Annotated in this window: 10 protein-coding genes; 9 read left to right on the forward strand and 1 reads right to left on the reverse strand. The window is 55.7% G+C overall.

What is annotated here, in order from left to right; all coding sequences use genetic code 11:
• The 5 genes from dnaA to yidA all read left to right on the forward strand — a co-directional run bounded on the left by dnaA (window position 1) and on the right by yidA (window position 7,042).
• Window positions 1-1,398 carry a chromosomal replication initiator protein DnaA gene (dnaA, locus tag P0H77_RS00005; RefSeq protein WP_276160516.1) on the forward strand — a complete coding sequence of 466 codons (1,398 nt, stop codon included), beginning with the start codon at window positions 1-3 and terminating at the stop codon, window positions 1,396-1,398.
• Window positions 1,399-1,401: 3 nt separating this feature from the next.
• Complete coding sequence (gene dnaN / locus P0H77_RS00010) at window positions 1,402-2,502, forward strand: DNA polymerase III subunit beta (protein WP_276160517.1); 1,101 nt, start codon at window positions 1,402-1,404, stop codon at window positions 2,500-2,502.
• Window positions 2,502-3,575 carry a DNA replication/repair protein RecF gene (gene recF, locus P0H77_RS00015; RefSeq protein ID WP_276160518.1) on the forward strand — a complete coding sequence of 358 codons (1,074 nt, stop codon included), beginning with the start codon at window positions 2,502-2,504 and terminating at the stop codon, window positions 3,573-3,575. Before dnaN ends, recF begins: the two co-directional genes overlap by 1 nt.
• A 28-nt stretch (window positions 3,576-3,603) precedes the next feature.
• On the forward strand, window positions 3,604-6,018 hold the full coding sequence (gene gyrB / locus P0H77_RS00020; protein WP_276160519.1) for a DNA topoisomerase (ATP-hydrolyzing) subunit B: 2,415 nt from the start codon (window positions 3,604-3,606) through the stop codon (window positions 6,016-6,018).
• Between the two features lie 211 nt (window positions 6,019-6,229).
• Window positions 6,230-7,042, forward strand: coding sequence for a sugar-phosphatase (yidA, locus tag P0H77_RS00025; RefSeq protein ID WP_276160520.1), 813 nt, complete (start codon window positions 6,230-6,232; stop codon window positions 7,040-7,042).
• On the opposite strand, the gene P0H77_RS00030 is transcribed toward yidA, so the two are convergent.
• Complete coding sequence (locus P0H77_RS00030) at window positions 7,039-8,100, reverse strand: FAD-binding protein (protein ID WP_276160521.1); 1,062 nt, start codon at window positions 8,098-8,100, stop codon at window positions 7,039-7,041. The genes yidA and P0H77_RS00030 overlap by 4 nt on opposite strands.
• Before the next feature lie 272 nt (window positions 8,101-8,372).
• Here P0H77_RS00030 and dgoR point away from each other — a divergent pair, with 272 nt between their 5' ends.
• Genes dgoR through dgoD form a run of 4 tightly spaced genes read left to right on the forward strand, consistent with a single transcriptional unit; the run spans window position 8,373 to window position 11,683 of the window.
• A complete protein-coding gene (gene dgoR, locus P0H77_RS00035; RefSeq protein ID WP_276160522.1) occupies window positions 8,373-9,062 on the forward strand; it encodes a D-galactonate utilization transcriptional regulator DgoR in 690 nt (229 codons plus the stop codon).
• Window positions 9,059-9,937, forward strand: a complete 879-nt coding sequence (locus tag P0H77_RS00040; RefSeq protein ID WP_276160523.1) for a 2-dehydro-3-deoxygalactonokinase — start codon at window positions 9,059-9,061, stop codon at window positions 9,935-9,937. Before dgoR ends, P0H77_RS00040 begins: the two co-directional genes overlap by 4 nt.
• Window positions 9,921-10,538 carry a 2-dehydro-3-deoxy-6-phosphogalactonate aldolase gene (locus P0H77_RS00045; RefSeq protein ID WP_276160524.1) on the forward strand — a complete coding sequence of 206 codons (618 nt, stop codon included), beginning with the start codon at window positions 9,921-9,923 and terminating at the stop codon, window positions 10,536-10,538. Before P0H77_RS00040 ends, P0H77_RS00045 begins: the two co-directional genes overlap by 17 nt.
• Complete coding sequence (gene dgoD / locus P0H77_RS00050; RefSeq protein ID WP_276160525.1) at window positions 10,535-11,683, forward strand: galactonate dehydratase; 1,149 nt, start codon at window positions 10,535-10,537, stop codon at window positions 11,681-11,683. The genes P0H77_RS00045 and dgoD overlap by 4 nt, the downstream gene beginning before the upstream one ends.
• Window positions 11,684-11,708 lie beyond the last annotated feature (25 nt).

Consider the following 11,708-nt stretch of genomic DNA (forward strand, 5'->3'; position numbering starts at 1 on the left):
GTGTCACTTTCGCTTTGGCAGCAGTGTCTTGCCCGATTGCAGGATGAGTTACCAGCCACAGAATTCAGTATGTGGATACGCCCGTTGCAGGCGGAATTGAGCGATAACACGCTGGCTTTGTATGCGCCAAACCGTTTCGTACTCGATTGGGTAAGGGACAAATACCTCAATAATATCAACGGACTGCTTAATGAATTTTGCGGTTCAGACGCGCCGCAGATGCGTTTTGAGGTCGGTACAAAACCCGTTTCTCAGACCTTAAAAGGGGCGGTCAGCGTGGCGGCTCCTGCCCCGACGGCGCAGGTCCACGTTCCACGTCCGGCTCCGGTCGCGCGCTCCAGTTGGGATAACGTTCCCGCGCCTGCCGCACCAACCTACCGCTCTAACGTTAACGTCAAACACACTTTTGATAACTTCGTCGAAGGTAAATCTAACCAGCTGGCGCGCGCGGCGGCCCGCCAGGTGGCGGATAACCCTGGCGGCGCGTATAACCCGCTGTTTTTATATGGCGGTACCGGGCTGGGTAAAACGCACCTTCTGCATGCGGTGGGTAATGGCATCGTGGCGCGTAAGCCCAACGCGAAAGTGGTCTATATGCACTCCGAGCGCTTTGTTCAGGACATGGTAAAAGCCCTGCAAAACAATGCGATCGAAGAGTTTAAACGCTACTATCGCTCCGTCGATGCGCTGTTAATCGATGACATCCAGTTCTTTGCCAATAAAGAACGATCTCAGGAAGAATTTTTCCACACCTTTAACGCGCTGCTGGAAGGCAATCAGCAGATCATTCTCACCTCAGATCGCTATCCGAAAGAGATCAACGGCGTGGAAGATCGTCTGAAATCCCGCTTCGGCTGGGGTCTGACGGTAGCGATCGAACCGCCAGAGCTGGAAACCCGCGTGGCGATCCTGATGAAAAAGGCGGACGAAAACGACATTCGTTTGCCAGGCGAGGTGGCGTTCTTTATTGCCAAGCGCCTGCGCTCAAACGTGCGTGAGCTGGAAGGGGCGCTGAACCGCGTGATCGCCAACGCCAACTTTACTGGCCGGGCAATTACCATCGATTTCGTGCGCGAAGCGCTGCGCGATCTGCTGGCGCTTCAGGAAAAGCTGGTCACCATCGATAACATTCAGAAGACGGTGGCGGAATACTATAAAATCAAAGTGGCGGATCTGCTGTCAAAACGCCGCTCTCGTTCGGTAGCTCGTCCGCGTCAGATGGCGATGGCGCTGGCAAAGGAGCTGACCAACCACAGCTTGCCGGAGATCGGCGATGCGTTTGGTGGTCGCGACCACACTACCGTGCTCCACGCCTGCCGTAAAATCGAGCAGCTGCGTGAAGAAAGCCATGATATTAAAGAAGATTTCTCTAATTTAATCCGAACATTATCGTCGTGACCTATGAAATTTACCGTTGAACGTGAACATTTATTAAAACCGCTACAGCAGGTGAGTGGTCCTTTAGGCGGACGCCCTACGCTGCCGATTCTGGGTAATCTCCTGATGCAGGTCGCAGACGGTACGCTGTCGCTGACCGGCACCGACCTGGAAATGGAAATGGTGGCACGCGTGTCGCTTAATCAGTCGCACGAGCCGGGCGCGACGACCGTGCCGGCGCGTAAATTCTTTGATATCTGCCGTGGCCTGCCGGAAGGCGCTGAAATCGACGTCAAACTGGAAGGCGACCGTATGCTGGTGCGCTCCGGGCGTAGCCGTTTCTCGCTCTCCACGCTGCCTGCCGCGGATTTCCCGAATCTGGACGACTGGCAGAGCGAGGTCGAATTCACGCTGCCGCAGGCGACGATGAAGCGTCTGATTGAAGCCACTCAGTTTTCGATGGCCCATCAGGACGTGCGCTACTACCTCAACGGAATGCTGTTCGAAACCGAAGGCGAAGAGTTGCGTACCGTGGCCACCGACGGGCACCGTCTGGCGGTCTGCTCTATGCCGCTGGGCGAATCGCTGCCTAACCATTCGGTGATCGTGCCGCGTAAAGGCGTCATTGAGCTGATGCGTATGCTTGACGGCGGCGATACCCCGCTGCGCGTGCAGATCGGCAGTAACAACATTCGCGCGCACGTTGGCGACTTTATCTTTACCTCGAAGCTGGTTGACGGTCGTTTTCCGGACTATCGCCGCGTCCTGCCGAAAAACCCGGATAAACATCTGGAAGCGGGCTGCGATATTCTCAAGCAGGCGTTTGCCCGTGCGGCCATTCTCTCCAATGAGAAGTTCCGTGGCGTGCGCCTGTACGTGAGTGAAAACCAGATCAAAATCACCGCTAACAACCCGGAACAGGAAGAAGCTGAGGAAATTCTCGACGTCACCTATGCCGGCACAGAAATGGAAATCGGCTTCAACGTCAGCTACGTGCTGGACGTACTGAACGCGCTGAAATGTGAAAACGTCCGCATCATGCTGACGGATTCCGTGTCGAGCGTACAGATTGAAGATGCTGCTTCGCAAAGCGCAGCCTATGTTGTTATGCCAATGAGACTGTAATGTCCCTCTCGCGTTTATTGATCCGCGATTTTCGCAATATCGAAAACGCGGATCTCGCCCTTTCCCCCGGCTTTAACTTCCTGGTGGGTGCGAACGGCAGCGGCAAAACCAGCGTACTGGAAGCCATTTATACGCTCGGCCACGGCCGGGCGTTTCGCAGTTTGCAAATTGGCCGCGTGATCCGTCATGAGCAGGATGCATTTGTCCTGCACGGACGGTTGCAGGGAGAAGAGCGGGAAGTCTCCATTGGCCTGACCAAAGACAAGCTGGGCGACAGCAAGGTGCGTATTGACGGCACCGACGGTCATAAAGTGGCAGAGCTGGCGCACCTGATGCCGATGCAGCTTATTACCCCGGAGGGGTTTACTTTACTCAACGGCGGCCCCAAATACAGAAGAGCGTTCCTTGACTGGGGATGCTTTCATAACGAAGCTGGTTTTTTTACCGCCTGGAGCAACCTCAAGCGGCTGCTTAAACAGCGTAATGCCGCGCTGCGCCAGGTGAGCCACTATGCGCAACTGCGTCCGTGGGACAAAGAACTGATCCCGCTGGCGGAGCAAATCAGCCGCTGGCGCGCCGAATACAGTACCGCCATTGCTGAAGACATGGCGGATACCTGCAAACAGTTTTTACCCGAGTTCACCCTTACCTTCTCTTTCCAGCGCGGCTGGGATAAAGAGACGGAGTATGCCGATGTGCTCGAACGCAGCTTCGAGCGCGATCGTATGCTGACCTACACCGCGCACGGCCCACACAAGGCCGATTTTCGCATTCGTGCTGACGGCGCGCCGGTGGAAGACACCCTGTCGCGCGGCCAGCTTAAACTCTTGATGTGCGCGCTACGGCTGGCACAGGGAGAATTTTTAACCCGCGAAAGCGGACGGCGCTGTTTATACCTGATAGATGATTTTGCCTCTGAACTTGACGATGCGCGTCGCGGTCTGCTTGCCAGCCGCTTAAAAGCCACGCAGTCGCAGGTCTTCGTCAGCGCCATTAGCGCTGAACACGTTCTGGACATGTCGGACAAAAATTCGAAGATGTTCACCGTGGAAAAGGGTAAAATAGCGGATTAACCCAAGATAAAATGAGCGAGAAACGTTGATGTCGAATTCTTATGACTCCTCCAGTATCAAAGTCCTGAAGGGACTGGATGCGGTGCGTAAGCGCCCGGGTATGTATATCGGCGATACGGATGACGGCACCGGTCTGCACCACATGGTATTCGAGGTGGTAGATAACGCTATCGACGAAGCGCTCGCAGGTCACTGTAAAGATATCGTCGTCACCATCCACGCCGATAACTCCGTGTCCGTAACGGACGATGGCCGTGGTATTCCGACCGGCATTCACCCGGAAGAGGGCGTGTCGGCGGCGGAAGTCATCATGACCGTCCTGCACGCAGGCGGTAAATTCGATGACAACTCCTATAAAGTGTCCGGCGGTCTGCACGGCGTGGGCGTTTCAGTGGTTAATGCCCTGTCGCAGAAGCTGGAGCTGGTGATCCGCCGCGAAGGTAAAGTCCATCAGCAGATCTACGTCCACGGCGTGCCGCAGGCTCCGCTGGCGGTAACCGGTGACACTGACGTGACCGGGACGCAGGTCCGTTTCTGGCCAAGCCATGAAACCTTTACCAACGTCACCGAATTCGAATATGAAATTCTGGCGAAGCGCCTGCGTGAACTGTCGTTCCTGAACTCCGGCGTGTCCATTCGTCTGCGCGACAAGCGCGACGGTAAAGAAGATCATTACCATTACGAAGGCGGCATTAAGGCGTTTGTTGAGTATCTCAACAAGAACAAAACGCCGATCCACCCGAATATCTTCTATTTCTCTACCGAAAAAGACGGTATCGGCGTTGAAGTGGCCCTGCAGTGGAACGACGGTTTCCAGGAAAACATTTACTGCTTTACCAACAATATTCCGCAGCGCGATGGTGGTACGCACCTTGCTGGCTTCCGTGCGGCGATGACCCGTACCCTGAACGCCTACATGGACAAAGAAGGCTACAGTAAAAAAGCCAAAGTCAGCGCCACCGGCGACGATGCGCGTGAAGGGCTGATTGCCGTGGTTTCCGTGAAGGTGCCGGACCCGAAATTCTCCTCGCAGACCAAAGACAAACTGGTCTCCTCTGAGGTGAAATCGGCGGTTGAACAACAGATGAACGAACTGTTGAGCGAATATCTGCTGGAAAACCCGTCCGACGCTAAAATCGTGGTCGGCAAAATTATCGACGCTGCGCGTGCCCGTGAAGCGGCGCGTCGTGCCCGTGAAATGACCCGCCGTAAAGGCGCGCTGGACCTGGCTGGCCTGCCGGGCAAACTGGCGGACTGTCAGGAACGCGACCCGGCTCACTCTGAACTGTACTTAGTGGAAGGGGACTCGGCGGGCGGCTCGGCAAAACAGGGGCGTAACCGTAAGAATCAGGCGATCCTGCCGCTGAAGGGTAAAATCCTCAACGTCGAGAAAGCGCGCTTTGACAAGATGCTCTCCTCGCAGGAAGTCGCCACGCTGATCACCGCCCTTGGCTGCGGCATTGGTCGCGATGAGTACAACCCGGACAAACTGCGCTATCACAGCATCATCATCATGACCGATGCCGACGTCGATGGTTCGCACATCCGTACCCTGCTGCTGACCTTCTTCTATCGTCAGATGCCGGAAATCGTTGAGCGCGGCCACGTCTATATCGCGCAGCCGCCACTGTACAAAGTGAAGAAAGGCAAGCAGGAACAGTACATTAAAGACGATGAAGCGATGGATCAGTATCAGATCTCTATCGCTCTCGACGGTGCCTCTCTGCATGCTAACGCTAACGCGCCAGCGCTGGCAGGCGAACCACTGGAGCGTCTGGTGTCGGAATACAACGGCGCGCAGAAGATGATCAACCGGATGGAGCGTCGCTTCCCGCGTGCGCTGCTGAAAGAGCTGGTTTATCAGCCAACGCTGAGCGAAGGCGACCTGTCCAGCGAGCAGACCGTGACCCGCTGGGTGTCTCAGCTCATTACCGTTCTGAACGAGAACGAACAGCATGGCAGCGTGTGGAAATACGACATTCGTGAAAATGCGGAACAGCAGCAGTTCGAGCCGATTATTCGCGTGCGTACTCACGGTGTGGATACCGACTATCCGCTGGATCACGAATTCGTGATGGGCGCGGAGTATCGTCGCCTTTGCACGCTCGGCGAGAAACTGCGTGGCCTGATCGAAGACGACGCCTTTATCGAACGTGGCGAGCGCCGTCAGCCGGTCGCCAGCTTCGAGCAGGCGCTGGAGTGGCTGGTGAAAGAGTCCCGCCGCGGGCTGGCTATCCAGCGCTATAAAGGTCTGGGCGAGATGAACCCGGAGCAGCTGTGGGAAACCACCATGGATCCGGAAAGCCGCCGTATGCTGCGCGTAACCGTGAAGGATGCGATTGCTGCCGACCAGCTGTTCACCACGCTGATGGGCGATGCGGTTGAACCGCGTCGTGCGTTTATCGAAGAGAACGCGCTGAAAGCGGCGAATATTGATATTTAACCTGTAAACGCCCTGCCGGATAAGGCGCAAGCCGCATCCGGCAGGTGTTGCGAAATGCCTGATGGCGCTGTGCTTATCAGGCCTACAGAACCCCGCCCGCACATGCGTATAAAAGGGGGCTCCGGCTTCCCTTTTTCATCCTCGTTTTCTTTACTGTTTTTTGAGCGGAATCGCGTTAGCATGAGTCAGGACTCATCTAATCGGGGATATCATGGCTATTAAACTTATCGCAATCGACATGGACGGCACGTTGCTGTTACCGGATCATAGCATCTCTCCCGCCGTTAAAAACGCGATTGCTGCCGCACGCGAGCGCGGCGTGAACGTGGTGCTCACCACCGGACGTCCCTATGCTGGCGTGCATAAGTATCTGAAAGAGCTTCATATGGAGCAAGAGGGTGATTATTGCATCACCTACAACGGCGCGCTGGTGCAGAAAGCAGGCGACGGCAGCACCGTGGCGCAAACCGCGCTGAATTATGATGATTATCGCTATCTGGAACAGCTCTCCCGTGATGTGGGGTCGCATTTCCACGCGCTCGATCGCAACACGCTCTATACCGCCAACCGCGATATCAGCTATTACACCGTCCATGAATCCTACGTTGCCACCATTCCGCTGGTGTTCTGTGAAGCGGAGAAAATGGACCCGGCGACGCAGTTCCTGAAAGTGATGATGATCGACGAACCGGCCATCCTCGACAAAGCCATTACCCGCATTCCGCAGGACGTCAAAGAGAAGTACACCGTCCTGAAAAGCGCGCCGTACTTCCTTGAAATCCTTGATAAGCGCGTGAATAAAGGTACCGGCGTGAAATCGCTGGCCGATACGCTGGGGATCAAACCGGAAGAAATTATGGCGATTGGCGATCAGGAAAACGATATTGCGATGATTGAATACGCCGGAATGGGTGTGGCGATGGATAACGCCATCGATCCGGTGAAAGAGATTGCCAATTTCGTGACCAAATCTAACCTGGATGACGGCGTGGCCTGGGCCATTGAGAAGTTTGTGCTGAATTAACCCCGCACCGTTATATCGCTGATGCGGCTACGCATTATCGTCCGGCGAAGCCGTGGCTGCGTCAGCAATCTGGCCTTGAATATTTTCCCCAACAGCTTCAGCCGTAGTCCGCGCGTCGCGGATCGGTAGCGTTTATTGGCATTGGGCTGACCGGTAATAAGCACATCACCTAACAGTTCCGCGCTGTCCAGCGCATAACTAATTCCCTCCAGCGAACTGGCGCTGATAAACCCGGCCGCTTCGCCGATCAGAAACGCATCTTCCTGACCGCAGACAAAGTCGGCCCAGCGTGAAGGATACAGCACCGTGCATTTTTCCGTTTTGATGACCGGGCCAAACTGATAACCGGCTTCTTGCATCCGATCTTTCAGGGCTTCATAACACGCCTGGCCCTCTTTCATCGGGAATGCGCCGCCAAAAATGAAGTACCCATCTTTACTGATACTCCAGGCATAGCAATCGGTCAGGGTGTTATCAAAAACGCAGGAGTAAAACGGCAGGGCGTGTTTCTCGGCAAACCATTGCTGGATTGCGACGTACTTGCGGATCTCATGATCGGGATATAAAGAACGGCGGACCATGGAATTTGCGCCGTCCGCGCCAACCAGATAGCGGGCGGTGATCTCCTGTTCCTCTCCATCGACGCTAAAAAGCACATGCCAGCGCCCCTCGTCGCGCCAGCTCCGGCGGCATAGCGTGTCGTGATGCACCCGGACGTCAGAAGGGATCAGCGACTTCATCCAGAGATCGAACGCATGGCGGTTCACATTGATATAGCTGCGCTGATAATTACGGGTCAGCCCCGACTGGCAATCCACGGTACGCACGCTGAAGATCTGCGGATTGGCGATTACGCTCACCGGTAATGTCAGGCCAGCGCGTATCAAAGAGCGCTGCGCATCCGGGGCCAGCAATCCGCCGCACGGTTTAGTAAACCCCTCCGTTCCTTGTTCCCGCTTTTTATCCAGCGCAATCACCCGCATCCTGCCCGCCAGCTGGCGGGCCAGCGCTGCGCCTGCCGGGCCAAGCCCGATAATTGCTACATCGAAATGTTCCATTTTTTCACCTGGGTTAGGTTGCCATGGCGCAACATTACCCGGCGGTGGTGAAGTCTGCGTGAAGTGGAAAGCGGAAAATTGCCCACAAAAAGATTTAACGATTTTTTACCAATTGTCGTTTTTGTGATCTGAATTGTAGTACCACACATATTGATTGTACTACTATCAATTCACAGAACGATGAAGACCACACAAATTTGTACGTCAATGCTGGGGGTTTTTACATCAACGGGGATAAAGTAATGGCAGCGAAACCGCGTTAAGGACTTTCTATGACCATTACCAAAACAGACCGCATCATCGTTACTCTCGGGCGACAGATTGTGGGCGGCAAATATGTCCCTGGCGCCGCGCTGCCTTCTGAAGCGGATCTGTGCGAAGAGTTTGAAACCTCACGCAATATTATTCGCGAGGTGTTCCGCTCGCTGACGGCAAAGCGGTTGATTGAGACGAAGCGCTATCGCGGCGCATTTGTCGCCGCGCGCAACCAGTGGAACTACCTCGACACCGAGGTGCTGCAATGGGTGCTGGAGAATGATTACGACCCGCGCCTGATTAGCGCGATGAGTGAAGTACGTAATCTGGTGGAGCCCGCCATCGCCCGCTGGGCGGCAGAACGAGCGACCTCCAGTGAACTGGCGCAGATTGAGGCGGCATTAAACGACATGATCGCCAACAACCAGGATCGGGATGCGTTTAACGAGGCGGATATTCGCTATCACGAAGCGGTGCTCAATGCGGTCCATAACCCGGTATTGCAGCAGCTAAGCGTGGCGATCAGCTCGCTACAGCGTGCGGTCTTTGAGCGCACCTGGATGGGCGATGAGGCCAATATGCCAAAAACGCTTCAGGAACATAAGGCGCTGTTCGATGCGATACGGCATCAGGACGGCAACGCAGCAGAACAGGCAGCGCTGACAATGATTGCCAGCTCGACCAGAAGGTTAAAGGACATCACATGACATCACGCTACATTGCTATCGACTGGGGTTCAACCAACCTTCGCGCCTGGCGTTATGAAGGCGATAATTGCCTCGAGAGCCGGCAGTCGGAAGCCGGGATCACCCGTCTGAACGGCCGCACGTTTGATGCGGTGCTGGCGCAGGTTACCGAGGGCTGGGCTGAGGAAAATACGCCGATTGTGATGGCGGGAATGGTGGGAAGTAACGCGGGCTGGGTAAACGTGCCTTATCTTTCCTGCCCGGCGCGCCTTGCCGATATTGGCGAGCAACTTACCCGCGTGAAGGAGAACGTCTGGATCGTGCCGGGCCTGTGTATCAACCGCGACGATAACCATAACGTGATGCGCGGCGAAGAGACGCAACTGATTGGCGCACATACGCTAATGCCTTCCGCGTTGTACGTGATGCCCGGTACGCACTGCAAATGGGTACGGGTTAACGATGATCGCGTTGAAGATTTCCGCACGGTGATGACCGGCGAGCTTCACCACGTGCTGCTTAAGCATACGCTGGTGGGCGCGGGTCTGCCGGAGCAGACCAACTCGCCGGAGGCGTTTAACGCCGGGCTGGAGCGCGGCCTGCAATCACCCGATATTCTGCCTCGTCTGTTCGAAGTCCGCGCCTCGCACGTGCTGGGTGTGCGGCCTCGCGAGCAGGTGAGTGAATTTCTTTCCGGTCTGCTGATTGGCAGCGAAGTCGCCAGCATGGGCAGTTATGTCCCGGCGCAGCAGGCCGTCACCCTTGTCGCCAGTCCGTCATTGACCGCACGCTACCAGCGGGCATTCGAACTTTTTGGGCGTCGTAGTCAGGCGCTGAGCGGCGACGCCGCATTTCAGGCAGGAATAAGGAGCATCGCTCATGCAGTGGCAAAATAAACTTCCGCTTATCGCCATCCTTCGTGGGATTAAACCCGACGAGGCGCACGCCCACGTGGCCGCGGTTATTGAGGCCGGATTTGAAGCCGTCGAGATCCCGCTGAACTCCCCTGAGTGGGAAAAGAGCATCCCGGCGATGGTTAAGGCGTTTGGCGATAAAGCGCTGATCGGCGCGGGCACCGTGCTTAAGCTGGAGCAGGTTGACCGGCTCGCTGAAATGGGCTGCACGCTGATGGTGACGCCAAACATTAAACCGGAACTGATCCGCCGTGCGGTGGAGCACGGTATGACGGTCTGTCCTGGCTGCGCTACGGCAACCGAAGCTTTTGATGCCATTGACGCGGGCGCGCAGTCGCTGAAGATTTTCCCGTCTTCGGCGTTTGGCCCGGACTATATCAAGGCGCTGAAAGCCGTCCTGCCACCGGAAATTCCGGTATTCGCCGTCGGCGGCGTGACGCCGGAGAACTTAAAACAGTGGATTGACGCCGGTTGCGTCGGTGCCGGGCTGGGCAGTGATCTCTATCGCGCCGGACAGTCCGTCGAGCGCACCGCGCAGCAGGCAGCCGCATTTGTGAAAGCGTATCGAGAGGCTGTGAAATGAAAATTACTAAACTCACCACGTACCGTTTACCCCCGCGCTGGATGTTCCTCAAAATAGAGACCGATGAAGGCGTTGTCGGCTGGGGCGAACCGGTGATTGAAGGCCGTGCGCGTACCGTGGAAGCGGCGGTGCATGAACTGGGCGAATACCTGATTGGCCAGGACCCGGCGCGAATTAACGATTTATGGCAGGTAATGTATCGCGCGGGCTTCTACCGCGGCGGTCCGATCCTGATGAGCGCCATTGCCGGTATCGACCAGGCGCTGTGGGACATCAAAGGTAAAGTGCATAACGCCCCGGTCTGGCAACTGATGGGCGGCCTGGTGCGCGACAAAATCAAAGCCTATAGCTGGGTCGGCGGTGACCGTCCGGCGGACGCTATCGCGGGAATTACCACGCTGCGTAAAATTGGTTTTGACACCTTTAAATTAAACGGCTGCGAAGAGTTAGGCATTATTGATGATTCGCGTAAAGTGGATGCGGCGGTAAATACCGTGGCGCAAATCCGTGAAGCCTTTGGTAATGAAATTGAGTTCGGTCTTGATTTCCACGGTCGCGTTAGCGCGCCAATGGCCAAAGTATTAATTAAAGAGCTGGAACAATATCGCCCGCTGTTTATTGAGGAGCCGGTATTAGCCGAGCAGGCAGAATATTATCCACGCCTGGCTGCACAAACCCATATTCCGATTGCCGCAGGCGAGCGAATGTTCTCCCGTTTTGAATTTAAACGCGTGCTGGAAGCGGGCGGGGTGGCGATATTGCAACCGGATCTCTCCCACGCAGGCGGGATCACCGAGTGCTATAAAATCGCTGGCATGGCAGAGGCTTACGATGTGGCGCTGGCACCGCACTGTCCGCTCGGTCCCATCGCGCTGGCCGCCTGTCTGCACGTCGACTTTGTGTCGCACAACGCGGTATTCCAGGAACAGAGCATGGGCATTCACTACAACAAAGGCGCGGAACTGCTCGACTTTGTGAAAAACAAAGAGGACTTCAGCATGGAAGGCGGCTTCTTCAAACCATTGATGAAACCAGGCCTCGGCGTAGAAATTGACGAAGAGAAAGTGATTGAACTGAGCAAAAACGTTCAGGACTGGCGTAATCCGCTATGGCGTCATGCGGACGGTACTGTCGCCGAGTGGTAATCGCGTTATTCTGAATAGATAAAAT

Origin of the sequence: Superficieibacter sp. HKU1 (assembly GCF_029319185.1) — a bacterium.
Lineage (GTDB): Bacteria > Pseudomonadota > Gammaproteobacteria > Enterobacterales > Enterobacteriaceae > Superficieibacter.

What these genes read in the sequence shown, in the direction of transcription:
- dnaN (WP_276160517.1), top strand. Translation starts at nt 1,402, where the DNA reads ATGAAATTTACCGTTGAACGTGAACATTTATTAAAACCGCTACAGCAG.
- recF (WP_276160518.1), top strand. Translation starts at nt 2,502, where the DNA reads ATGTCCCTCTCGCGTTTATTGATCCGCGATTTTCGCAATATCGAAAAC.
- gyrB (WP_276160519.1), top strand. Translation starts at nt 3,604, where the DNA reads ATGTCGAATTCTTATGACTCCTCCAGTATCAAAGTCCTGAAGGGACTG.
- yidA (WP_276160520.1), top strand. Translation starts at nt 6,230, where the DNA reads ATGGCTATTAAACTTATCGCAATCGACATGGACGGCACGTTGCTGTTA.
- P0H77_RS00030 (WP_276160521.1), bottom strand. Translation starts at nt 8,100, where the DNA reads ATGGAACATTTCGATGTAGCAATTATCGGGCTTGGCCCGGCAGGCGCA.
- dgoR (WP_276160522.1), top strand. Translation starts at nt 8,373, where the DNA reads ATGACCATTACCAAAACAGACCGCATCATCGTTACTCTCGGGCGACAG.
- P0H77_RS00040 (WP_276160523.1), top strand. Translation starts at nt 9,059, where the DNA reads ATGACATCACGCTACATTGCTATCGACTGGGGTTCAACCAACCTTCGC.
- P0H77_RS00045 (WP_276160524.1), top strand. Translation starts at nt 9,921, where the DNA reads ATGCAGTGGCAAAATAAACTTCCGCTTATCGCCATCCTTCGTGGGATT.
- dgoD (WP_276160525.1), top strand. Translation starts at nt 10,535, where the DNA reads ATGAAAATTACTAAACTCACCACGTACCGTTTACCCCCGCGCTGGATG.